This is a genomic window from Ruegeria sp. BE3 (assembly GCF_056538865.1).
Genome location: NZ_JBQFTW010000001.1, coordinates 537,752 through 559,318, shown reverse-complemented (window position 1 = coordinate 559,318; position 21,567 = coordinate 537,752). Strand labels below are relative to the sequence as shown.

Annotated in this window: 23 protein-coding genes and 1 tRNA gene; 7 read left to right on the top strand and 17 right to left on the bottom strand. The window is 57.9% G+C overall.

Features of this window, described 5'->3' with window-relative positions:
- Positions 1–3: 3 nt before the first annotated feature.
- The 3 genes from ACR0AZ_RS02735 to ACR0AZ_RS02725 all read right to left on the bottom strand — a co-directional run bounded on the left by ACR0AZ_RS02735 (position 4) and on the right by ACR0AZ_RS02725 (position 2,832).
- Entirely contained in the window at positions 4–1,854 is a 1,851-nt protein-coding gene (locus ACR0AZ_RS02735) for a hypothetical protein (RefSeq protein ID WP_480666711.1), read from the bottom strand.
- Between the two features lie 371 nt (positions 1,855–2,225).
- A tRNA-His gene (locus ACR0AZ_RS02730) sits at positions 2,226–2,302 on the bottom strand.
- Between the two features lie 47 nt (positions 2,303–2,349).
- Positions 2,350–2,832 (bottom strand): N-acetyltransferase family protein, encoded by a 483-nt coding sequence (locus tag ACR0AZ_RS02725; RefSeq protein WP_480657277.1) that lies wholly within the window; start codon positions 2,830–2,832, stop codon positions 2,350–2,352.
- 78 nt (positions 2,833–2,910) lie between these two features.
- On the opposite strand from ACR0AZ_RS02725, the gene ACR0AZ_RS02720 reads away from it, so the two are divergent.
- Positions 2,911–3,099, top strand: a complete 189-nt coding sequence (locus ACR0AZ_RS02720) for a DUF6324 family protein (protein ID WP_480657276.1) — start codon at positions 2,911–2,913, stop codon at positions 3,097–3,099.
- Here the strand turns inward: ACR0AZ_RS02720 and ACR0AZ_RS02715 are convergent.
- Complete coding sequence (locus ACR0AZ_RS02715) at positions 3,096–3,527, bottom strand: MmcB family DNA repair protein (protein WP_480657275.1); 432 nt, start codon at positions 3,525–3,527, stop codon at positions 3,096–3,098. The two genes, ACR0AZ_RS02720 and ACR0AZ_RS02715, sit on opposite strands and share 4 nt — an antisense overlap.
- 105 nt (positions 3,528–3,632) lie before the next feature.
- Here ACR0AZ_RS02715 and ACR0AZ_RS02710 point away from each other — a divergent pair, with 105 nt between their 5' ends.
- The gene (locus tag ACR0AZ_RS02710; RefSeq protein ID WP_480469380.1) at positions 3,633–3,953 is read left to right on the top strand and encodes an ArsR/SmtB family transcription factor; all 321 of its coding nucleotides are present in this window, start codon (positions 3,633–3,635) and stop codon (positions 3,951–3,953) included.
- Positions 3,950–4,375 carry an SRPBCC family protein gene (locus ACR0AZ_RS02705; protein ID WP_480469379.1) on the top strand — a complete coding sequence of 142 codons (426 nt, stop codon included), beginning with the start codon at positions 3,950–3,952 and terminating at the stop codon, positions 4,373–4,375. The genes ACR0AZ_RS02710 and ACR0AZ_RS02705 overlap by 4 nt, the downstream gene beginning before the upstream one ends.
- Positions 4,376–4,590: 215 nt before the next feature.
- On the opposite strand, the gene ACR0AZ_RS02700 is transcribed toward ACR0AZ_RS02705, so the two are convergent.
- The 5 genes from ACR0AZ_RS02700 to ACR0AZ_RS02680 all read right to left on the bottom strand — a co-directional run bounded on the left by ACR0AZ_RS02700 (position 4,591) and on the right by ACR0AZ_RS02680 (position 7,798).
- Positions 4,591–4,896, bottom strand: coding sequence for a hypothetical protein (locus tag ACR0AZ_RS02700; RefSeq protein ID WP_480469378.1), 306 nt, complete (start codon positions 4,894–4,896; stop codon positions 4,591–4,593).
- 59 nt (positions 4,897–4,955) lie between these two features.
- Positions 4,956–5,438 carry a transcription antitermination factor NusB gene (gene nusB, locus ACR0AZ_RS02695; RefSeq protein ID WP_480469377.1) on the bottom strand — a complete coding sequence of 161 codons (483 nt, stop codon included), beginning with the start codon at positions 5,436–5,438 and terminating at the stop codon, positions 4,956–4,958.
- The gene (locus tag ACR0AZ_RS02690) at positions 5,435–5,986 is read right to left on the bottom strand and encodes a 6,7-dimethyl-8-ribityllumazine synthase (RefSeq protein ID WP_480469376.1); all 552 of its coding nucleotides are present in this window, start codon (positions 5,984–5,986) and stop codon (positions 5,435–5,437) included. Before ACR0AZ_RS02690 ends, nusB begins: the two co-directional genes overlap by 4 nt.
- Before the next feature lie 2 nt (positions 5,987–5,988).
- Positions 5,989–7,110 (bottom strand): 3,4-dihydroxy-2-butanone-4-phosphate synthase, encoded by a 1,122-nt coding sequence (gene ribB, locus ACR0AZ_RS02685; RefSeq protein WP_480666710.1) that lies wholly within the window; start codon positions 7,108–7,110, stop codon positions 5,989–5,991.
- Between the two features lie 100 nt (positions 7,111–7,210).
- Complete coding sequence (locus ACR0AZ_RS02680; RefSeq protein WP_480469374.1) at positions 7,211–7,798, bottom strand: riboflavin synthase; 588 nt, start codon at positions 7,796–7,798, stop codon at positions 7,211–7,213.
- Between the two features lie 141 nt (positions 7,799–7,939).
- On the opposite strand from ACR0AZ_RS02680, the gene ACR0AZ_RS02675 reads away from it, so the two are divergent.
- The 3 genes from ACR0AZ_RS02675 to ACR0AZ_RS02665 all read left to right on the top strand — a co-directional run bounded on the left by ACR0AZ_RS02675 (position 7,940) and on the right by ACR0AZ_RS02665 (position 12,455).
- Entirely contained in the window at positions 7,940–9,238 is a 1,299-nt protein-coding gene (locus ACR0AZ_RS02675) for a capsule biosynthesis protein (RefSeq protein ID WP_480666709.1), read from the top strand.
- 79 nt (positions 9,239–9,317) lie between these two features.
- Positions 9,318–10,451, top strand: coding sequence for a polysaccharide biosynthesis/export family protein (locus ACR0AZ_RS02670; protein WP_480469372.1), 1,134 nt, complete (start codon positions 9,318–9,320; stop codon positions 10,449–10,451).
- Positions 10,452–10,454: 3 nt separating this feature from the next.
- Entirely contained in the window at positions 10,455–12,455 is a 2,001-nt protein-coding gene (locus tag ACR0AZ_RS02665; RefSeq protein WP_480666708.1) for a capsular polysaccharide biosynthesis protein, read from the top strand.
- Between the two features lie 3 nt (positions 12,456–12,458).
- Here the strand turns inward: ACR0AZ_RS02665 and ribD are convergent, their stop codons facing one another.
- The 6 genes from ribD to ACR0AZ_RS02635 form a co-directional block, all read right to left on the bottom strand.
- The gene (ribD, locus tag ACR0AZ_RS02660) at positions 12,459–13,559 is read right to left on the bottom strand and encodes a bifunctional diaminohydroxyphosphoribosylaminopyrimidine deaminase/5-amino-6-(5-phosphoribosylamino)uracil reductase RibD (RefSeq protein ID WP_480469370.1); all 1,101 of its coding nucleotides are present in this window, start codon (positions 13,557–13,559) and stop codon (positions 12,459–12,461) included.
- Positions 13,556–14,026, bottom strand: coding sequence for a transcriptional regulator NrdR (gene nrdR / locus ACR0AZ_RS02655; RefSeq protein WP_480469369.1), 471 nt, complete (start codon positions 14,024–14,026; stop codon positions 13,556–13,558). The genes ribD and nrdR overlap by 4 nt, the downstream gene beginning before the upstream one ends.
- 120 nt (positions 14,027–14,146) lie before the next feature.
- A complete protein-coding gene (locus tag ACR0AZ_RS02650; protein ID WP_480657265.1) occupies positions 14,147–14,560 on the bottom strand; it encodes a secondary thiamine-phosphate synthase enzyme YjbQ in 414 nt (137 codons plus the stop codon).
- Positions 14,561–14,563: 3 nt separating this feature from the next.
- Positions 14,564–14,959 (bottom strand): hypothetical protein, encoded by a 396-nt coding sequence (locus tag ACR0AZ_RS02645; protein WP_480657264.1) that lies wholly within the window; start codon positions 14,957–14,959, stop codon positions 14,564–14,566.
- A 78-nt stretch (positions 14,960–15,037) separates the two neighbouring features.
- A complete protein-coding gene (locus tag ACR0AZ_RS02640) occupies positions 15,038–15,592 on the bottom strand; it encodes a DUF4166 domain-containing protein (RefSeq protein WP_480666707.1) in 555 nt (184 codons plus the stop codon).
- Positions 15,582–16,007 carry a thiol-disulfide oxidoreductase DCC family protein gene (locus tag ACR0AZ_RS02635; RefSeq protein WP_480666705.1) on the bottom strand — a complete coding sequence of 142 codons (426 nt, stop codon included), beginning with the start codon at positions 16,005–16,007 and terminating at the stop codon, positions 15,582–15,584. Before ACR0AZ_RS02635 ends, ACR0AZ_RS02640 begins: the two co-directional genes overlap by 11 nt.
- Before the next feature lie 316 nt (positions 16,008–16,323).
- On the opposite strand from ACR0AZ_RS02635, the gene ACR0AZ_RS02630 reads away from it, so the two are divergent.
- Positions 16,324–17,343, top strand: a complete 1,020-nt coding sequence (locus ACR0AZ_RS02630; RefSeq protein WP_480666704.1) for a helix-turn-helix domain-containing protein — start codon at positions 16,324–16,326, stop codon at positions 17,341–17,343.
- Positions 17,344–17,514: 171 nt separating this feature from the next.
- On the opposite strand, the gene rpoD is transcribed toward ACR0AZ_RS02630, so the two are convergent.
- Together rpoD and dnaG are read right to left on the bottom strand one after the other, a co-directional pair.
- Complete coding sequence (gene rpoD / locus ACR0AZ_RS02625) at positions 17,515–19,503, bottom strand: RNA polymerase sigma factor RpoD (protein ID WP_480469363.1); 1,989 nt, start codon at positions 19,501–19,503, stop codon at positions 17,515–17,517.
- 114 nt (positions 19,504–19,617) lie between these two features.
- Positions 19,618–21,567, bottom strand: coding sequence for a DNA primase (gene dnaG / locus ACR0AZ_RS02620; RefSeq protein WP_480469362.1), 1,950 nt, complete (start codon positions 21,565–21,567; stop codon positions 19,618–19,620).

Sequence of the window (21,567 nt, the reverse complement as noted above, 5' to 3'; positions counted from 1 at the left end):
TCTCTATGCCCCATCCGACATCGCCTCAGTCTCAGCATCTTGCACCGCCTGGGCCAATTCCACGAGAACCTTCGGTCGAATTCTGTTGATACGCAGCGACCGGAAGCCAACCTCTTCATCAGCGCGCCGCTCAAGTTCTTTCAGTACTTGTAGTGCCCAATCCTTCTCCGGAGAAAGGTCGCGCTCCAACAGGTTGGAGCTATACCGATTTTCGAGAGCGTAGGTTACTTTTCGCCAGCCGTTGCGATCTGCTGAAAACCAAGCTTCAACAAACTTTTTGGGCGGCACTTCCTGGAGTAACGGGATCATCGCATACGGATTAGGCCCGTTATTGGTTGGGGAGACCGCCTCAAAGAACTCCTTCGGATCCTCAGCAACCTGCCGGAGAAGATCATCAAGGATAGCCGGTATTGTCCTTTGGAAAGCCGTTTCCCTACAAGCGATCAGATGATCCCAGATTTCCTTGAAAGCTGCCGCATGCCGTTCTCGCCCCCAGTAAACGAACCCATCATAAGCGTCCTGAAAACCATCAAACCATCGCCAGTCCGTTCCACGGGGAGGAAGTGCCCCCACTTTCAGCAAGTCATCAATGTAAATTTTGCTTTCGGAAACTACGTCTTCCACTTTCTGTTCAGAAATTCCGAATTCAGCCATCATCATTCGCAAACAAAAGATATGCAGCATCTCGCCGGATTCAGTCACCTCACGATTTTCAAACTGATGATCCATCCGCTTTCGAGCTTCTTCAACAGTTTCATCATCCAACTCATCAAAATGGGAGACTACCTTCCAGGCTGGAACGTCACCAGGAACTATGAAATGCGGTGAATTATCTATCGAAGCACGGATTTCCTCCTTGGGAAATCGTCCATCAATCAACATAGAAGCCAAGACGGCATCGTTCAGCATCCCAGTTTCCAAGTCGATCTCAGGATACTTTTCATCTGCCGTCACCAGCGGGGGTGTTTCAGGGGGATTCTGCGCATTCCCCTGAATTCGCATCATATACCCCACGCGGACACCATGCCGATTGCGCAGGTCTTTCTCCCTCAGGTTTCCCGCTCTCACCTCGATCTGGAATGCCACAAAGGTGTTTACCAGCTCCTCCATAGCACCTGTATTTTCAAGGTGTTCCGTCCCCAAGGCATCATGCAACCTCGTCAAATCTTCGATCACATGACGAAGAACACGGAGGGATTGGGCCTCCGAACGAAGGAAGGTGTCCTGAATCTGGGCTCTGTGATTGGATGCAAATTTCTTTGCTGACGGGTTTCCGATGTCCTCAAGGAAGTGGGACAGCGCATCTTCGATTTGAGGCTCAATTCGGATGCTCTGACCAAAAGTCTTCTCCTTCATCTGAAGGAACTCCTCAGCGAGCTTTTCGTCATGTGCAACAACGACGACACGAAACCCCAAGTGCTCAACGTAAGAATTGATCGCACCCAAGACATCCTTGAGTTCCAGATCACTGCGCTCCAGGTCATCGAACACAAGGGTTTTCGTGGGTTCGATTTCCCGCTTGAAAACTGCGTTAAATACGCTCGGGATGGCACCTGCCAAAGCCCAGGGGCCTTTCATTCCCGCGACGATGTCGCTTCCTTTGCCAACCATCTTCTCGGCTTTCGCCATGGTCGGGGCGGCGGCAGCGAATACCTCGGAATGAAGCTGTTCAACAGTCTGAACACCGAATAGGCTGACATACAGTCGATCTTCTTCAGGAAGGCAGCTCTTGACTTGGTAGGTCTTACCGGTTCCCCAGTCTCCGGTGACCAATACGGCATAACCAGGAGCCGTGAGCGTCGTGTAGTAGCTCAAATATTCTTGCAAATGGGACATTGACGACAACTTTTCCATGATTGCTTTTCCACTCGACGTTTCAGTGGAATGGTATGGCTTGTGGCTTCTTTCCTTGAACCACCGAAGCATCTTCCGGGCGACTTTCATACTTCATCCCAGCTGGGTAAATTGTTCAGAATAACAAGACCTTGGTGCTACAAATGGTGCTACAAAATTCCATAGCCCCCCGAGAGATCAATAAAACAAGGGGTTTCAGAAAGCGTCGCTCCCATCCATCATGGGCGCTACGCTCAGGCGTGCGCTTCTGCGGATGTCTATGGAATGTTTTTCCGGCATGTCATGCTCATGTCTTCAGGATGCGGCTTTTGCCAAGCACCGGATATACCGAAAGACTTGCATAGGGCAAACCGTTCTGAGGTTTTGGGAAATGGTACCGCCTCCCTGGCTTGAACAGGGGACCTCTGGATCCACAATCCAGCGCTCTAACCAACTGAGCTAAGGCGGCACTCGTGAAGGGCGATTTAGCGAAGGCGTGCGGGGATTGCAAGGGGATTAAAGCCGAATTCGCCAGCTTTGTTCGACCAGATCGACTCCGAAAGAATGCACCGGCTTGCTGTCAATCAGCTCCCATCCGTAAGCGCGGTAAAGCCCGCAGGCGGCCGCGTGGCTTTCATGCGTCCAAAGCACCATCTCGTGATATCTAACGTCACGCGCAAAGCCCATACAAGTGGTCAGCAATCGTTTTCCCAGCCCCTTCCCGCGCGCTTCCGGCACCAACAGAAACAGGCGCAGCTTGGCTGTTTGATCATCCTGCTTGACGCAGAAAATACTGCCTAATCTTTGGCCCTCTCGCTCGGCGATCCAACCTTGTTCGCAAGCCGGATCATTGTTCGCGATGAAATCCTCTAAGATGCGCGCCACCAGAGGGCCAAAACTGTCATCAAATCCTTCGTCGCGGGTATACAGCGCATCATGTTGTTCAACCAACCACGGCGCATCCCCGGCGCGGAATGGTCTGAGAGTGATCGTCTCCATGCTTTATCTGACCTCATAGTCCGCTTGATTCTCAACCCATCGCACGTTAGCACCAAGACGCATTTCCCGGAGGCGAACATGGGTATTAACACCGAACGCGATATCGAAGCGAACCTGCAGATCGGCCCGACCGATCATGGCATGGTACGCCTGTTCATCGAAGGCCCCGGTGTCGAGATACCAATGGATTTCGATCCTGAAGAAGCCGAAGAAATCGCCGAGGAAATCCGCGCGGCCGCGCAGGCAGCTCGGGCGGTCAAAGATTAAATCCGAGGGTCGCGCAGGGTCTGCAGACGACGGGCCGCATCCACTGCGAATTTCTGCACCATCTTCTTGCGTCGCGCAGGGGCCAATTTGCTTTCGGGCCCCATGCGGATTATTTCCGCGTCGTAAGCATCGGCGATGATCAGACCTGTTTCCGCTGGCAAAAGCTCGGTCGGGAAATCCGTATCAACCGCCCAGAAGAATCGGTCGCACCATTCCAGATAGCCCTGCCACTTGGAATCCGACTGATAATCGGCGCGGCTGGACTTGCATTCGACCACCCACAATTCACCCTTGGGGCCCAGGCCCATCACATCCACTCGCAGCCCGCGGGATGGGACGAATTCTTCAATCGAAACATAGCCATGGGTCGCCAAGTGACGCGATACGCCGCGCGCAAGTTTCTGTCCGGGTTGCAGGTCGAGTGTCATGCTTCAAATGTGAACAATTCGTGAACAAAAATCAAGCAACTTGACACAGTACCATTTGGTATCGCAATAATATGAAACCAAATGGTATCTAATCTGAGGTGCCCGATGAACACACAGACCCAAAACGCGTTCCGCGCACTGGCGGACCCGACCCGCCGCGACATCGTTCAGATGCTGGCGGCGCAGGATATGACGATCGCGCAATTGACCGAGCGCTTCGACATGACCCGCGCCGCCGTCAAAAAGCACCTGACCGTACTATCGGACGGCGGGTTGATCACCGTAGAGGCTCGCGGGCGTGAACGTATCAATCGCCTTGAACCCAAAGGGATGGCTCCGGTCTTGGACTGGCTCAGTTTCTTCGACCGGTTCTGGGACGACCGCCTTGCCAATCTGAAAGAAGCCATTGAAAGGAATAAGAAATGACGAACGCCGTATTGCAGAAAACCATCTTCCTGCGTGCCGAGCCTGAAACCGTCTGGGCCTACCTCACCCAACCCGAGCGTCTGGCCGAATGGTTCCATAAACCACAGCGCCCTCTTGCGGCAGGAGAAAAGCTCGAGATGTTCGGCACCACGAGCGGAGACCTTCTGATCTGGGGTGAAGTGCGCGAAGCCCGTGAACCGCATTACCTGGAATACACATTCACAGTGAAACCGATGGGTGATGCCGTCAGCGTTGTGAAATGGACGCTGGAGCCTGTTGCGGGCGGCACTCGCCTCGCGCTAGTTCACGAAGGACTGCCACAGAGTGCTGACGCTTTCGGTCTGATCCTTGCGCTGGACAATGGTTGGGACGAACATTTCGGCAAGATGCGCACAGCCTTGCACGAAACTGTTGACGCCTGACCCCTTGTGCGAACCCGTCAGACGCCCTAGTTAGGCCTGTGGCGGGTTCTGCCCTTCTTGTGACAGGTAGCATTCTGGTGGCCTTAAGCAATTCCGAGGGGGCTGGCTCTGTTCAGGTCCTGGCCTGATTACCTGGCGCCCACCTGTACATACAGGTCCTCGGGAATCAAACCGCACGGTTGACTGGTGGTCCCGCCACATATTTTCCAGAAAATTCAGCGCCCTGTGTGGGCTTCCTGCTTAATGGGCGCTGGCTTCAGCCCATGCGCAACAGGTGTTCCGCCGCGTGGTTTGTTGGGCTTTTCCGCCATGCTCATGATTGCATAGGCGAACTGAACACCCGCAAAGACAATCCCGTTCATGAACCAGATCATCGCAAGTGCGATCAGACCGATTTCCGAACTGGTAATGAGGTGGCGCAGATTGGCTACGTTGAGTGCCAGCAGCACCCCGACAAACACAGCCGAGATGACAAAACCCCAAGCAACCTGCGTGATATAGAGACGGACCAGTTTGGGCATGGCGAACCTCCTTGCGCTCTGACATTCAGTTTAGCGCATGTCTGGTCGCGGTAAAGGCGTCAGAACGCCTCGGGCTGGGCCTCGCGCGCCATGTGGTCGAGCACGGCGTTGACGAATTTGGGCTCTTTACCATCGGGGAAGAACGCACGCGCCACGTCAACGAATTCGGTGATGACGACTTTCGGCGGTGTATCGCTTTGGGTCAGCTCTGCACCAGCCGCACGGAACACAGCGCGCAGTGTCGGATCGATGCGCGCGATGGGCCATTTTGCCACCAAAGCCCGGTCGGTCATCTGGTCGATGGGCGCCTGATAGTTCACAGCGTCATCAACCAGCTTGCGGAAGACGCTGATATCGCCATCCAGCATTTCTTCGCCTTCATAGACAGCGCCAAACCGGTGATCCAGAAACTCATTCACAACCTGTTCGGTCGTCTGGCCTGACTGCTCCATCTGGAACAGCGCCTGCACGGCATAAAGCCGGGCGGCGGATTTCATCAGGCGTTTCTGTTTGGCCGGTTTCGGCGCGTCTGTCTGGGTCATGCTGTCGTGGATCCGTTGCTGTCGCCCGCCACAAGGATGGACTCGGACGGCGGCTTGAAGCCCACGCCCTTTTTGGAAGAGCCCCACTTACGGCTGAGCGCGATCAGATGCAAGGCCGCAGCAGCTGCGCCACCGCCTTTATTCATCTTTTCGGGGTTGGCGCGGACCTCGGCCTGATCGTCATTCTCGACAGTCAGGATGCCGTTACCGATGCACAGCCCCTGCAGGCCCATCAGCTGGATGGCGCGGCTCGAGTCATTGCAGACGGTTTCGTAGTGCGTGGTTTCACCGCGAATGACGCAGCCCAGCGCGACATAGCCGTCAAAATTGCACTGACGGTCCGCCATGGCGATGGCGGTGGGAATCTCCAGCGCGCCGGGCACCTCGACAACCTCGCAGGTACCGCCAGCGGCCTCGATCTCGGCCTTGGCACCCGCAATCAGATTGTCAGCGATAGCGCGATAGAACGGAGCGGCTACGATCAGCAGCTTCACCGGTTTGTCGAATGCCGGCGTCGGCAGAATGCCGTGCTTGTCTTGTTCAGCCATGATCAGTCTTCCTTCAGGATCGAACGGGTGCCGACGATGGACAGGCCAAACGCGTCAAGCCCCAGATACACGGTTTCCGGCGAATCCGTCAGCAACACCAGTTCCTGAACACCCATCTTAGACAGGATCTGCGCGCCCAGACCGGTTTGCTTGATGGTGCGCGGCCCCTCATCGTCCGCCGCATAGAGCGAATTGCGTGGTTGACGGAACAGGCAAACGACGCCCCGCCCTTCTTCGGCAATCTTATCCATCGCCCGCGGCAGTTCGCGCGAGGATTTTGGGCCGAGGCCCAGAATATCGGGCGCTTCATGCAAGGCATGGGTTCGTGTCAGGACCGGCTCTGGCGTGGTAATATCACCCTTGATCATGACAACGTGTTCAATGCCATGGGTCTGGTCGGTGAAAATCCGCATCTCCCACTCGCCGCCATATTCTGAATTCACCATCTCACGCGAGGTTTCCACAACCAGATTGTCATTGCGCGAGCGATAACTGATCAGATCACTGATCGTGCCGATCTTCATGCCATGCTCTTTGGCGAACGTGACCAGATCAGGCAGGCGGGCCATGGTGCCATCCTGTTTCATGATCTCGCAAATCACACCCGCCGGATTCAGCCCCGCCAGACGCGAGATATCAACGGCGGCCTCGGTATGGCCCGCGCGCACCAACACCCCGCCCCGCTTGGCACGCAGTGGAAAGATATGACCGGGGGTCGCGATATGCGCCATGGTGTTCTGCTCGTTGATCGCAGTTGCCACCGTCAACGCGCGATCAGCGGCGGATATCCCGGTTGATACTCCCTCACGTGCTTCGATCGAAACGGTGAACGCTGTCTCGTGCCGGGAAGAGTTGTTCACGGCCATCATCGGCAGACCCAGACGCTCGACACGCTCTGCCGTCATGGGCAGACAGATCAGGCCGCGCCCATAGGTGGCCATGAAGTTGATCGCCTCGGCATCAGCAAATTCCGCTGGGATAACCAGATCACCCTCGTTCTCACGATCTTCGTGGTCGACCAGAATATACATCCGGCCACTGCGGGCCTCTTCGATGATCTCTTCGATCGGGCTGATCGCCTCGCGCAATTGGGCCTCGACCGGTCCGGGGGTTTCAAAGCTCATGGGGCAGCCTTTCAGATGGCATGTTTGCAGGGCGGAATAGACCAGTGAGGGTGCAAAGACCAGTCCTCAAAGCCTGCACACCTCAAGCAACGCGCCTGTTTCAGGACATTTCCGCCAAACGCGCCACGTACCGCGCCAGCGTGTCGATCTCGAGGTTCACCCGATCCCCGACCGATACATCGCCCCAAGTTGTGACTTCTTTGGTGTGCGGGATGAAGTTAATCCCAAAATCGCAACCCTCTACATCATTCACCGTCAGCGAGGTTCCGTTCAGCGCAACAGACCCTTTTGGCGCAATGAACCGTGCAAGATCGGCGGGCGCGCGCAGGGTGACCCGCGTACTATCGCCCTCATCCTTGAGGGCCACGACCTCGGCCACGCCATCCACGTGACCCGAGACGATGTGCCCCCCCAGTTCATCACCCACTTTCAGGGCGCGCTCCAGATTGATCTGTTTACCGACTCGCCAGCTGTCCAGATTGGTTTTCGAAACCGTCTCGGCGCTGATCTGAACGTCATACCAGTTGTCACCAAGCGCGATAACGGTCAGGCACACCCCATCGCTTGCGATCGAGGCGCCAATGTCGATGCCTGCCGTGTCATAAGCAGTTTCAATCCGGGCGCGCAGATCACCCTGCTGGTCCAGTTCGGTGACGGTGCCGATGTCGGTGACGATGCCTGTAAACATTTTGGTAACCCTCGGAGCATAGCTTCGCCTTCGCAGGTAAAGATCGATGACCCACCCGGCAAGCCCTGCCTTGCCGTCAAAGTGGCAAAGAGGCATAATTTTAGCAATACGCACCACAACACCACGGCAAGAGCAGACCCTATGACACTCAGCCCCCCCTGCCCAGACAGGCGCGTGTTTCTGTTTCTACAGGGACCACATGGCCCGTTCTTCAATTCGCTGGGTCGGATGCTGCGCGCGGCGGGGGCTCGGGTCTGGCGCGTTGGTTTCAATGCTGGTGATCAGGCGTTCTGGTCTGACCGGGGCAGCTATATTCCTTATCTCGACACACCCGAACGCTGGCCGCAAGCGTTCAGCGATCTGATCTGCGACCACAGCGTGACTGACATCGTGCTCTATGGCGATACACGACCGGTACACGCGCAGGCAGTGCGCATCGCGAATGAGCGTGGCCTGACCGTCCATGTGTTTGAGGAAGGATATCTGCGCCCTTGGTGGGTGACCTATGAACGCAACGGTTCGAACGGGAACTCTCGATTGATGAAGCTAGATGTGGCCGACATGCGAGCGGCGCTTGCGCAATCTGAAGGGCCAACCCCACCACCGCCATCGCATTGGGGAGATATGCGTCAGCACATCTTTTATGGCGCTCTTTACCATTGGTTCGTCTTGTTCCTGAATCACCGCTATCGCAATTTTCGACCCCACCGGAGCTTGCCGGTTTCGACAGAGTTCCGGCTGTATTTCAAACGGCTATCCCTGATGCCGTTTCATCGCATTCAACGCAGGATCGCCACGACAAAAGTCAAATGGGGCGGGTTTCCCTATCATCTGGTGTTGCTGCAATTGGGCCATGACAGCTCGGTCCAATCGCATTCTGATTTCAGCTGTATGAGCAGCTTTCTTGAGCAAGTGATCGCAGGCTTCGCCAAAGGGGCGCACGCGCATCACCATCTGGTCATCAAGGAACACCCGCTTGAGAACCATCGCGAACCTCTGCGACTGCTTGCTCGGGAGTTCGCACGTGCGCACGGCCTCGGTGATCGTGTGCATTACGTGCCCGGAGGCAAACTGGCCAAGCTGCTGGCCGAAGCGCGATCAGCGGTGACCGTAAACTCTACGGCGGGACAGCAAGCGCTGTGGCGCGGTATCCCCCTTATGCTTTTCGGGCGGTCTGTCTATGACAAGCCAGAATTCGTATCCGGCCAATCCATCGAGGCGTTTTTTGCCGCACCAACCGCACCTGACAGCGCGGCTTATCGCACCTATCGAAGGTTCCTGCTGGAAACCAGCCAGGTTCCGGGCGGGTTTTATTCGCGTCGCGGACGACGCCAATTGTTGCGACGGACCGTCGACATGATGCTACGGCCTCAGGACCCCTATCAAGTCGTTCTTGGCCGCAACGCGGCCCCCGCGCCACAGTTGCAGCTTGTTCGCTGACCCCGATCAAGTGGTGCTGGAAGTTTCACAACCTACCGGGTAACCTTCCCAAAACAAAGACGACTGAGGTAAATCGGCAGTGCAGCGCTTTCCAACCCGATGGACACGGGGGGCCGTCCTTGTGGCAGCTCTCGGCCTGCTGGCAGCGTGCCAGCTTCCGAAATCCGGCCCGAACAAAACTGAAATCCTGGCCGGATCGTTTGAAAACGGCGGCAACGCTTTTGTTGTCGAGGTCGATGATCGCGTCGCCCGCGCCGCTGCGGCCGTTCCACAATTCGGGTTTTCACAATCCTTCCGCAGCGCGCAGAGCGTAGCCTCTGATACCGTTCGCCCCGGCGATACCCTGAACCTGACAGTCTGGGAGAACGTCGAGGATGGTCTGCTGACCTCTGCCGCAGGAGGCGCCGCCAGCCTGACCGAATTGCAGGTCGACAGCGACGGCTATATCTTCGTGCCCTATGCCGGACGTCTTCGCGCCGCGGGCAATACCCCCGAACAACTGCGCGCTCTGATTTCCTCAAAACTGGAAGAGCAGACCCCCGATCCGCAGGTTCAGGTCAGCCGCACGCCCGGAGATGGCTCGACGGTTTCGCTGACCGGCACCATCGGTGCGCCGGGGATTTACCCGATCGAACGCCCCACTGGCACCTTGTCGACCATGTTGGCCAGTGCGGGTGGTGTGGCTGTCGCCTCAGACATCGCGTTGGTGACCGTCATTCGCGGCAATCAGCGCGGTACGATCTGGTATGACGACCTGTTCCGCAACCCTGAAACAGACATCGCCCTGCGTGGCGGTGACCGTATTCTGGTCGAACAGGACAGCCGGTCCTATATCGCACTGGGTTCCACTGGCGGGCAATCCCGCGTGGCTTTTGAAAGTCAGGACCTCTCGGCGCTCGAAGCGCTGGCCCAGGTCGGCGGCCTTCAATCGCTCTCTTCAGATCCGACCGGTATCTTCGTACTGCGCAAAGAACGTCAGGACATCGCACGAAACGTCGTGGGTCGAGCCGATCTTCAGGGCGACCAGCGCATGATCTATCTGCTGAACCTTACCGCCCCCAACGGTTTGTTCATCGCCCGCGATTTCGTCATCCGCGACGATGACACGATCTATGTGACCGAGGCCCCGTATGCGCAGTGGACCAAATCCATCTCGCTCATCGCAGGAGGCCTGACACCGATCGCGAATGTGGCAACCCTAACGGGTGGCTGATACATGCGTGTTGAGCCGGAACAGCCAGCCGAGGGCGAACGCTCTCGGCTTTTTGTTTACAACGGGGGGTTCCTGACACAGCGACGGGTGCGGCGCATTCTGTCGCTAGCAGGTTATGACATAAAGCTCGGCCTGCCGCAGGCCCGAGATCTGGTTGGCGTCTGGGGCAACAGTCCGACGGCGCATCGCGGGCTGTCGATCGCTGAAAAGCGCGACGCAGCGGTTCTGCGGGTCGAGGATGCGTTCCTGCGTTCGCTCCACCCCGGTCGTGAGGGCGAACCGCCGATTGGCCTGCTACTGGATCGATCGGGCTTGCATTTCGATCCAAGCACCCCGTCCGATCTGGAAACGCTTCTCGCCACCCACCCGCTGGACAACACTGCACTGCTGAACCGTGCACGCGACAGTATCGCACGCATGCACGAACTGCATCTGAGCAAGTATTCCGCCTTCGATCTGAATCAGCCGCTCCCCGATCCGGGCTACGTTCTTGTCATCGACCAGACAGAAGGTGATGCAGCCGTTACGGCAAGCGGCGCGAGCCGTGCACGATTTCTGGAAATGCTGTTCGTCGCGCAAGAGGAAAACCCGGGCGCACGTATTCTGATCAAAACCCATCCGGAGACTGCCACTGGTCATCGGGATGGATATTTCCTGCAAGAAGACCTGAATGAGAGAATCTCGTTCCTGAGCGACCGGATCAGCCCGTTATCCCTACTCGAAGGGGCGGTAGGCGTTTACACGGTGTCCTCGCAACTTGGGTTCGAGGCGATATTGACGGGGCATAAACCTCGTGTATTCGGTCAGCCCTTCTATGCTGGCTGGGGGTTGACGCAGGACGAGTTTCCCGTGCAGCGTCGCCAGCGCAACCTGACACGCGCGCAATTGTTCGCGGCAGCCATGATCCTTTATCCACGCTGGTATGATCCGTTTCATGACAGGCTGTGCGAGCTTGCAACCGTGCTGGACACGCTCGAAGCTTCCACCCGCGCGTGGCGCGAGGATCATAAGGGCTGGACGGCATCAGGCATGCGGGTCTGGAAGCGCCGCCATCTGCAGCAGATGTTCGGCCAGCATGGCAAGCTCCGGTTTGTGGCCGAGCCACCAAAGACACCATCTGGGCCGCATATGTGCTGGGCCAGCCGGGCCGGGGAATCGGCAGATGTTATTCACGTTGAGGATGGCTTCTTGCGTTCGCGCGGGCTGGGGGCGGAACTTGTCCCTCCCCTCTCGCTCGTGACGGATGATCTGGGCATCTACTATGACCCCACACGCCCAAGTCGGCTGGAGGAATGGATCGCTGCGCGCGAAACCCTGCGACCGGACCAACGGCTCCGGGCCGAACGCCTGTTGGCGCAGCTGTTGGCAGGCGGGCTGAGCAAGTACAACACAGGCGATCCCGCGCCGCTGCTTCCGGAAGGCCGCCGCATACTGGTGCCCGGACAAGTTGAAGACGACGCCTCGATCAGGTTGGGCACCAGCACCGTCCGCACCAATCTGGAGCTACTGCGTGCAGCACGTAGGGCCAACCCGGATGCGGTTCTGATCTACAAACCCCATCCTGATGTCGAAGCCGGATTGCGCGATGGGCAGATCGATGCCGAGGGTCTGGCTGACGTGATCGCTTACAAGACCGATCCCGCGACGCTGCTGACGCAGGTGGATGAGCTTTGGACCATGACATCCCTGATGGGTTTCGAGGCGCTATTACGCGATGTGAAAGTCACCACTCTGGGAGCACCCTTTTACGCAGGCTGGGGACTAACGGTTGACTTGGGAGCGGTTCCGGCGCGCAGGGGGGCACGGCCGTCCTTGCTGGGCCTGGTGCATGCTGCGCTGATCGATTATCCGCGCTATTTCGATCCAGAGACCGGACAAACCTGCCCGGTCGAAATCGCCGTTGAGCGACTGGCGCAGGAGGGGTCATACTCTCGGGGACCGATCAATCGCATTCTGTCGAAACTCCAAGGCGCATTGGCGACCTACGCACATCTGTGGCGTTGACCTTCAGCGCGTCGTCCGCGCCCAGCGATGCAGGAGGTCACCGCCCAAAACCCGCGTCTCGATCAAATCGAACCGGGGGGCGGCTTCGAGCGTCTCAAGACCAAGCGCGCCAATTGCAGACAGCCCCTCGGCCCCGATCATCAACCCTGCGGTGAAGCCCACCAGCTCGTCCACCAGATCAGCCTTGAGCAGAGAGCCTGCCAAAGCCGACCCTCCCTCGCAGAAAATGCGTGTCAGACCGGCCTGACCAAGCTGTTGTAAAAGGTCGGCGGCGTCGACGTGATGCCCCTGAAGCGCGCAGGGAATTAACCTTGCGCCCAGCCCCTCCCACGTGCGGGCGCGTTCGGCATCGGGGTGCGGGCCATGGCAGAGCCAGACTGGAATATCTTTCGCAGTCCGAGCCAGTTGCCCCATCAAGGGCAGATCGAGATGGCGAGACACGATCACACGTACGGGTTGCTGCGTCACGCCCAGATCGCGCACTGTCAGCGACGGATCATCCGCCCGCGCCGTCCCTGCCCCGACCATAACCGCATCATGCCGGGCACGCATCGCATGGACTGCCCGCCGCGCCTCGGGGCCCGTGATCCACTGGCTGTGGCCGCTCTCCGTTGCGATCCGCCCATCAAAGCTGCTGGCCAGTTTGAGCGTCACAAACGGGCGGCCTTGTTCCGTTTTTAGGAAGAACCCGACATGGTCCTGCTCGGCCTCATAAGCCATGACACCGGTCTGCACGTCGATCCCGGCAGCGCGCAACATGTCAAAGCCCCGCCCGGCCACCCGCGGATCGCTGTCCTCAATTGCGCAGACGACGCGTGCGACCTTGGCGTCGATCAATGCCTGTGCGCAGGGCGGTGTCTTTCCGTGGTGCGCGCATGGCTCAAGCGAGACATAAGCCGTCGCGCCCTCCGCCGCTGACCCGGCCTGTGTCAAGGCTTCGGTTTCTGCATGCGGACGTCCACCGGGCTGCGTCCAGCCGCGCCCGACAATCCGCCCATTATGCACGACAACGCACCCGACGGAGGGATTAGGCCAGCATTGGCCCTGGCCGCGCCGCCCTAGTGACAGGGCCAGCGCCATAAATCGCTTATCTGTTTCGCTCACTCATCCGTCGTGGGCTGCGGCGGGCGCAACTCGTGGACGAACTCCTCGAAATCATCGGCCGCCTGGAAATTCTTGTAGACACTTGCAAAGCGAACATACGCAACAGTGTCAATCCGGGCCAGCGCCTCCATGACGATTTCACCTATTTTATTGGATGGAATATCCGTCTCGCCCATGCTCTCAAGTCGGCGCACGATGCCCGAGATCATCTGGTCGATCCGGTCCGGCTCAATCGGGCGTTTCTGCATCGAAATGCGGATCGAACGCTCAAGCTTGTCGCGGTCGAAATCCTCGCGTTTTCCGTTGGTCTTGATGACAACCAGATCGCGCAGTTGCACGCGCTCGTAGGTGGTGAACCGGCCGCCACAGGCCGGACAAAACCGGCGCCTGCGGATCGCCACGTGATCCTCTGCCGGGCGTGAATCCTTGACCTGAGTATCGATATTTCCGCAAAACGGGCAGCGCATCCGCCGTCTCCTCGTCCCTAGTTCCGCCTCTTGTTGTAAGCACTACGGCCTACTTATCCACAACTATAGGACAGCCGCTAGGATTTGGGTAGTCGGAATTTTTCACCGCTAAATAAAGGGTCACGAGAAGTGCGCTGCAACCTTTCGCAAATGCGGGGCGTTACGGTGTTCAAACAGATAGATGCCTTGCCATGTGCCCAGAACAGGCTGCCCGGCTGTGACCGGAATCGACAGCGAAACCGGCATCATCGCCGCCTTGATATGAGCAGGCATGTCGTCCGGTCCCTCATAAGTGTGGCGCAGATAGGACATCGTAGGATGATCCGAAGGCGGCACCAGTCGGTCGAAGAAGGCGCGCAAGTCGGTCTGAACCTCGGGGTCGGCATTTTCCTGGATCAGCAATGAGCACGACGTATGCCGCACAAAGAGCGTCAGCAAACCATCTGAAAACGGCTGCAGCCACGTACGCACGGGCGCGGTAAACTCATAGAGTCCCGCGCCCTGCGTCTGGATCGTGAATTCAGACTGCGCCATGTATCAATTGCGCAGCAACCGGCGATTACAGCGGCCATTCGCACCTTGTACCGACATGCTGTCACCGGCTTTGAACCCGACAGAGATACTGCCTTGCTGATCGACATTGGCGGGCATCTTCAGCGCAAACTGAACAGCTGTCTTGCGCCCCGTCGTGACACTTGGGCCATAGCCGCGCAGCACATAGATCCTGTCCTGCCAACCTGCTCCCAGATTTCGGCGTGCAAAGTCAGCAGCCGCACACCAATAACCGTCAATGTCCTGGCGCCCGCGCGGAATAACTTCGAATTCGGTATTATTGATCGCCGCGGTCTGAAAACCATTGCGGGACGCGTTTGCGGTGACAGGTACGCTCAGCGCCATCAGAGCCGCAATCACCAATGAGATAAACTGTTTCATCGTTACCATCTTCCTGTTTCCACCTGAGGTATAGCTTAGCCCGGCGCGCTCGTCAGAACAGTGTGCCTCACAATCATTTCAGGCGACACCCTGATTTTCGTTATCGGGTGCCAGCCAACCCTGATATCGGATCAACAGACCACCTCCGGGCAAATATGCTGAGATGTCGAAACAAAACCGCGATTGATCATCCTCGCCTTCGGTCGAAGCCGATCGGGGCAGCAGAGACCGCGGGCACGGAATGCCGAACAGGCAGAGCCGATGGATCGCGATGCTCAATCCTGCTTCGGCAGGGCTGGGCCGCATCCAAATCGTCAGCACTCCGATTTGCTCGCGGACGCAGTCCCGAGATCGATCAACGCTGAGCCACGAACGGGTCTTGTGACCCGCGAAGTCACGCGTCCAAATCCATCTGTCACCATCGCGCTGAATGTTGAGCGATACGGGCAGGTCCTGGCCCGAGGGCGGGAACCTACCGGCACGCAGAGCCATCGCCACAAACGGCCCCCTGCCCCGCGTGACATCGCAACGCCCGAGATACCGCCCTTCGCGCCGATGCAAGGCTCGGACGGCTGGCGGCAGACCCCGCCCTCCAGCGAGCGCTTGCAAAAACGGATCGTCGTCAGAATCCATCGATTGCAAACCGCTCGGTTAGCGACGGATCAGGAATTAGACAGGTCTGACGCCGCCCAAACAACGCGTATCGATTTCGGGCAATCGCATGATAAAGTGGGTCTTTTACGATGCGCGGCAGGTATCGGCAAAGTGCAAGAACCCGCCACAGCCCCGGCAAAGCCCGCATCGCCGCCGCAAAGGCATCCAGCCTTTGGTGAACCCGCCCGTTGATGATGACCAGATTGGTTTCAAAATCCGTGACCGGCAGACCCAGCTGCGCATAAAGCCGTTGCCCAAGCCGAGACTGCGCAGTGGCAAAGCGGAACCGATGTTCCTTGTCGTGATGCAACATGAACCGAAAGAAACCGGAACACAGCACGCATTCACCGTCAAAGACGATCAGATCAGTTTCCGGCATGGTCAGGTCTGGCATGATATTTAAAAGAGTTGCCGCAGAATTGCGGAATGCTCGCACGCTCATCGGACCGCTGCAATGCGACATGAATGGAACGGGAGGTGCCGGGGAACCCGTTGAGACGGTTTGGTAGACCGCTCGCCCAGGCTCTGACCTTATCCCCGATAAAGGTGCAAACCCGACAACAATTTCAAGATACTTCGGGTCAGGCCGTCCGTCTTGGCAATTCCGGTCAATTCCTTGCGAGTTCAGGTCATCGTCCAAATGCTGGCGTTGCGTGCAGTATTACCGCTAGGCTGTACAGATACATTCGCATGTGTTTCAGGCAGGATAGATGGACGTTGATATCTCCAGAATTCAGTTGCTGTCCCACGCACTTGAGGCCCGTGCAAATGCAATGGTCGTTGATCGCGTACTCGGGTACAGCGATTTGCAACGGTCAGATATCGCTCCACCAGCAACTCAGTACAGTGCGCATAAAGAGGCGCTGTTTGTACGCCATGCCTGCGACGCGGTCGGCGATATCACCTTTGGCGCAAGCGCAGGGCTGCAGTTCAGCTCTTCATCAAGCGTCACGGCCTATATCAGTAAATATTCACGCGATCTGAAACAGGTGATGGAAAACACCGCACGTTTTCATGGCATCATCGACCCGGCTCTGGCCTTCCGCCTGCGTGTGTCGGGCAACTCCGCCTCGCTCGAGGCGAACTGGAAGGACCCCGGATTCCACCGCTATCACCGCCGCACCGAGTTCCTGTTGTTCGCGGCCATTGCCCGGATGCGCGCGTTAACACAAACCCAGCTGCAACCGATTGAAATTCGCTTTCAACACGAAGTTGGTCAGCACGCGGACGCATTCGCGAAAATCGGAGGGTTCCCCGTGGCATTCGGGGCGGAACGGCTTGAGATCATCCTGTCACTGCCATCTCTGGACACCCCGGTTCCGACCTATGACCCCAGTTTGCGCGCTCATTTGCTGGAATATGCCGAGCGCCTGCTGTCCGAGCGTCGCTCACCTCAGCAAAAGACGCGGGCAAAGATCGAAGGTCTGATCACCGGTTCAATGCCGGGTGGCATCATTCAGGCCGAAGAAGCTGCGGCGGAGCTTGGTCTTAGCCCGCGCACCTTGGCGCGCCGGTTGTCGGATGAGGGGACCAGCTATCGTGAAATCGTCGAGGATTTGCGCTGCGATCTGGCGCAGACGTTCATCAAGAACGGCATGAACCTGTCCGAGATTTCCTATTGCCTGGGCTATTCTGACCAGGCCGCCTTTTCCACTGCCTTCAAGCGCTGGACCGGACAAGCCCCTAGCGCATTCCGCAAACGCGTCGACCATCCTCTGAACCGCAGTTGAGGGTGGCCGAGGGTCATCAGCGTCACCACCTCGCCCCGGCCTGTCCCATGAGTGGACACCCGCGATATAGAGCGTGCCACCACGCGATCCTTGCGCGTTCTCGCCAAATTGAAGTGAAGTTCGGCCATCGTGAACGACACAAAGAAAAAGGCGCCCCAGGGCGCCTTTGACTTACTGGTCCAGGAACGACCGAAGTTTCCGCGACCGACTGGGATGTTTCAGCTTCCGCAGCGCTTTCGCCTCGATCTGACGGATACGTTCGCGGGTCACGCTGAACTGCTGACCAACCTCTTCCAGCGTATGGTCGGTGTTCATACCGATGCCAAAGCGCATCCGCAGAACACGTTCTTCACGCGGTGTAAGCGAGGCCAGAACCCGTGTCGTGGTTTCCTTGAGGTTCTCCTGAATGGCGCTGTCCAGCGGCAGCACGGCATTCTTGTCCTCGATGAAATCGCCCAGTTGGCTGTCTTCTTCGTCGCCGATGGGCGTCTCAAGGCTGATCGGCTCCTTGGCGATCTTCATTACCTTGCGAACCTTCTCAAGCGGCATCTGCAGCTTCTCGGCCAGCTCTTCCGGCGTCGGCTCGCGGCCGATTTCGTGCAGCATCTGACGACCGGTCCGAACCAGCTTGTTGATCGTCTCGATCATATGCACCGGAATACGGATCGTGCGCGCCTGATCCGCGATCGAGCGCGTGATTGCCTGCCTGATCCACCAGGTCGCATAGGTCGAGAACTTGTAGCCGCGGCGGTATTCGAACTTGTCCACCGCCTTCATCAGGCCGATGTTACCTTCTTGAATAAGATCAAGGAACTGCAGGCCACGGTTCGTGTACTTTTTGGCAATCGAGATCACCAGACGCAGGTTGGCTTCGACCATTTCCTTCTTGGCTTGCCGCGCCTCTTTCTCACCCTTTTGAACCTGCTGCACGATGCGGCGGAATTCAGGGATATCCAGACCAACATATTGGCCAACCTGAGCCATGTCGTTGCGCAGTTCCTCAACCTTTTCGGTCGAGCGTTCGATGAACATCTGCCAACCCCGCCCCGGCTTCTCGGCCATTTCGGCCAGCCAGTTCGGGTCCAACTCGCGGCCACGATAGGCATCGATGAACTCGCGACGGTTGATGCGAGCCTGGTCAGCCAGTTTCACCATCGAGCTGTCCAGTGACATGATCCGGCGATTGATGCCATAAAGCTGGTCGATCAGAGCTTCGATCCGGTTGTTGTGCAGGTGAAGACCATTCACCAGTTCAACAATCTCAGCGCGCAGCTTCTGATAGGTTTCTTCGTCCTTCGCGCTGAAAGTGCCATCCTCATTCAGCGTCGCAGAAATCCGGCTGTCCTGCATTTCGGACAGCATTGCGAAGTCGGTCGAGATGCGTTCCAACGTAGTCAGAACCTGATCCTTCAGTGCCGCTTCCATCGCGGCAAGTGACATGTTGGCCTGATCGTCTTCGTCGTCATCGTCGTCGCTGGCGATCGGGTTGCCGTCAGCATCCAGCTCCGGACCCGTATCCTTTTCAGGTTTGGCTGCCTGAACTGTGGATGTGTCTACGACCGGTTCCTCAACCTCACCATCTTCGTCCAGCTGATTGCCGAAAGTCGTCTCAAGATCAATGACATCACGCAACAGAATGTCTTCGCTCAGCAATTCGTCATGCCAGATGGTGATCGCCTGGAAGGTCAACGGGCTTTCGCACAGACCGGCAATCATGGTGTTGCGACCGGCTTCGATCCGCTTGGCGATCGCAATCTCGCCCTCGCGGCTCAGCAGTTCGACCGAACCCATCTCGCGCAGATACATGCGCACGGGATCGTCGGTGCGGTCCAGCTTTTCGGTTGCAGCACCAGCCAGCGCAACCTCGCGCGGGCCTTCGGTGGTGACCAGCTCGGTCGAGCCTTTGTTCTCTTCCTCTTCGGCCTCTTCATCTTCGATGATGTTGATGCCCATCTCGGACAGCATCGACATAACGTCTTCGATCTGTTCCGAGCTGACCTGATCAGGCGGCAGAACCTGATTAAGCTGGTCGTAGGTGATGTAACCTTTCTCGCGGGCCTCGGCGATCATCTTCTTGACCTGGGCCTGGCTCATGTCCAGCGAGATTTCCTGTTCCTGCTCGTCGGATTTGCGGTCTTCGTTCGTATCCTTGGCGGCCATTCAATGCTCCTGCAGGGATGGGTGATTCGTCTTGGCCGAATCATTAGCGCGTAGAAGTGATTCGGCCACCCGTTTACCCGTTTTTCTTTTCCAGTGCCTTACGAAAACACCACTTTACCGGCGTTTTCGTTCGAAATTGATACCCGACATGATGGCCTCAAACGCATCTTTCTCGTCGCGGTTGATTCGCGCACCATTGTCGGCGATGTCGAAAACGGCCCTGTCTTCGTTCTGGCTACGGCTTGTGCGGTTGCGCTCTTCGGCGGCTTGCGCCAGCCGATATGTCAGCGCCTCATCGGCCAGATCGGACAGTTCCTCCGCCGCTTCGGCAATCTCAGCATCCAACCCCCGGAGCGCTTTGATCTTTGCGAGTTCCTCGGCCAACGTCATCTCGGCCTTTTCAACGTCGCCCGGTTTGTACACACAGGGGATCACTGCGACATGGCGAAGGGCCAGCAGGTTTTCAAGGGGTTCCGGCCCCAAAGTTTGAACGATGTGGTCTTTCAGGTTGTCAGGATCATCGATGGCATGGCGCAGGATCGCTTCGCGCAAGGCGGCGTGATCGGGATCGTGGCAATCCATTTCCTCAAGCTGATGCTCAAATTGTACGACAACCTGCGGATTTAGGATGGCAATTGCCAGAATGGCCGCTTCACGTAGCTGGATATCCGCGTTCTCGGACGACGCCAGAAACGACGCGCGCGCGCCTGGTGTCGCAGGTTGCGCCTGCGGCTGCCATTTTCCGCGCGGTTGCCACGCACGATTTTGCGATTGTCTCTGCGGGCGAAACAATTGCCAGCGCAGGTCCTTAATTTCCTGCCCGTAATGCGACCGGATCGAGGGGTCGCGGATCAGCTTGATCTTCTCACGCAGGGATTTATCCAGCGCCGCCTTACGCTCAGGACTGTCGAAGACCTTGCCGTCGGTCTCGCGTTGCCACAACAGTTTGACCATCGGGATTGCCGCATCCAACACAGCCTGAACCGCCCCCGCCCCTTCGGCGCGCAACAGATCGTCGGGGTCCTTGCCTTCGGGCATCAGGGCAAAGCGCAAGGATTTGCCGGCCTCCAGCAGCGGCAAGGCCAGATCAACCGCCCGCATCGCTGCACGCAGCCCCGCCGTGTCGCCATCTAGCGCGATGATCGGCTCATCGGAGATGCGCCAGAGCAATTGCAGCTGATGTTCGGTGATCGCCGTCCCCAAGGGCGCGACTGACGCGCCGAATCCGGCCTCGGCTAGAGCGATCACGTCCATGTAGCCCTCGGCCACAATCAGAGACTGCCCCTTCCCCGCCGCCTGCCGCGCGGGGCCGTGGTTGTAGAGGCTGCGCCCTTTGTCGAACAAATCGGTCTCGGGCGAATTCAAATATTTGGCGTTGTCATTCGGGTCCATGGCCCGACCGCCAAAGGCGATGCAGCGTCCGCGCGGGTCGCGGATCGGATACATGATCCGGTTGCGGAAGGTGTCATAGGGTTTCTTGCCCTTGTTCGACGGCTTGGCCAGACCGGCCCCTAGGATCAAGTCCTCGGCCACGTTCTTGCCGGTCAGATGATCCCACAACGCCTGCCAAGCGTCAGGGGCAAACCCGATCTCCCACCGATCCAAAGCCTGTGCGTCCAGTCCCCGACGGGTCAGGTAGTCGCGCGCTGCAGTCCCAGCCCCGGTCTTGAGCTGTAGGCGGAAGAACTGCACCGCCTGCTCCATCACCTCGGCCAGTTGCGAGCGCCGATCTTGTTTCTCCTGGGCTTTAGGATCGCGCGCCGGCATCGGCATCCCGGCCTCGCGCGCCAGAATCTCGACCGCTTCGATGAACGAGACATTCTCAGTCTCTTTCACGAAACTGATCGCATCCCCTTTGGCGTGGCAGCCGAAACAGTAATAGAATCCCTTCTGATCATCGACGTGGAACGAGGCAGTCTTTTCATGATGAAACGGGCACGGTGCCCACATGTCGCCCTTACCCTGATTGGACTTGCGCTGATCCCACATGACCTTGCGCCCGACAACCTGCGACAGGCTGAGGCGTGTGCGTAGTTCATCCAGAAATCCAGGGGGCAGGGACAT

Excerpts from the sequence above, each read along its gene's own strand:
- ACR0AZ_RS02735 (WP_480666711.1), bottom strand. The coding sequence starts at position 1,854 with ATGGAAAAGTTGTCGTCAATGTCCCATTTGCAAGAATATTTGAGCTAC.
- ACR0AZ_RS02725 (WP_480657277.1), bottom strand. The coding sequence starts at position 2,832 with ATGGAGACGATCACTCTCAGACCATTCCGCGCCGGGGATGCGCCGTGG.
- ACR0AZ_RS02720 (WP_480657276.1), top strand. The coding sequence starts at position 2,911 with ATGGGTATTAACACCGAACGCGATATCGAAGCGAACCTGCAGATCGGC.
- ACR0AZ_RS02715 (WP_480657275.1), bottom strand. The coding sequence starts at position 3,527 with ATGACACTCGACCTGCAACCCGGACAGAAACTTGCGCGCGGCGTATCG.
- ACR0AZ_RS02710 (WP_480469380.1), top strand. The coding sequence starts at position 3,633 with ATGAACACACAGACCCAAAACGCGTTCCGCGCACTGGCGGACCCGACC.
- ACR0AZ_RS02705 (WP_480469379.1), top strand. The coding sequence starts at position 3,950 with ATGACGAACGCCGTATTGCAGAAAACCATCTTCCTGCGTGCCGAGCCT.
- ACR0AZ_RS02700 (WP_480469378.1), bottom strand. The coding sequence starts at position 4,896 with ATGCCCAAACTGGTCCGTCTCTATATCACGCAGGTTGCTTGGGGTTTT.
- nusB (WP_480469377.1), bottom strand. The coding sequence starts at position 5,438 with ATGACCCAGACAGACGCGCCGAAACCGGCCAAACAGAAACGCCTGATG.
- ACR0AZ_RS02690 (WP_480469376.1), bottom strand. The coding sequence starts at position 5,986 with ATGGCTGAACAAGACAAGCACGGCATTCTGCCGACGCCGGCATTCGAC.
- ribB (WP_480666710.1), bottom strand. The coding sequence starts at position 7,110 with ATGAGCTTTGAAACCCCCGGACCGGTCGAGGCCCAATTGCGCGAGGCG.
- ACR0AZ_RS02680 (WP_480469374.1), bottom strand. The coding sequence starts at position 7,798 with ATGTTTACAGGCATCGTCACCGACATCGGCACCGTCACCGAACTGGAC.
- ACR0AZ_RS02675 (WP_480666709.1), top strand. The coding sequence starts at position 7,940 with ATGACACTCAGCCCCCCCTGCCCAGACAGGCGCGTGTTTCTGTTTCTA.
- ACR0AZ_RS02665 (WP_480666708.1), top strand. The coding sequence starts at position 10,455 with ATGCGTGTTGAGCCGGAACAGCCAGCCGAGGGCGAACGCTCTCGGCTT.
- nrdR (WP_480469369.1), bottom strand. The coding sequence starts at position 14,026 with ATGCGCTGCCCGTTTTGCGGAAATATCGATACTCAGGTCAAGGATTCA.
- ACR0AZ_RS02650 (WP_480657265.1), bottom strand. The coding sequence starts at position 14,560 with ATGGCGCAGTCTGAATTCACGATCCAGACGCAGGGCGCGGGACTCTAT.
- ACR0AZ_RS02645 (WP_480657264.1), bottom strand. The coding sequence starts at position 14,959 with ATGAAACAGTTTATCTCATTGGTGATTGCGGCTCTGATGGCGCTGAGC.
- ACR0AZ_RS02640 (WP_480666707.1), bottom strand. The coding sequence starts at position 15,592 with ATGGATTCTGACGACGATCCGTTTTTGCAAGCGCTCGCTGGAGGGCGG.
- ACR0AZ_RS02635 (WP_480666705.1), bottom strand. The coding sequence starts at position 16,007 with ATGCCAGACCTGACCATGCCGGAAACTGATCTGATCGTCTTTGACGGT.
- ACR0AZ_RS02630 (WP_480666704.1), top strand. The coding sequence starts at position 16,324 with ATGGACGTTGATATCTCCAGAATTCAGTTGCTGTCCCACGCACTTGAG.
- rpoD (WP_480469363.1), bottom strand. The coding sequence starts at position 19,503 with ATGGCCGCCAAGGATACGAACGAAGACCGCAAATCCGACGAGCAGGAA.
- dnaG (WP_480469362.1), bottom strand. The coding sequence starts at position 21,567 with ATGTCCCTGCCCCCTGGATTTCTGGATGAACTACGCACACGCCTCAGC.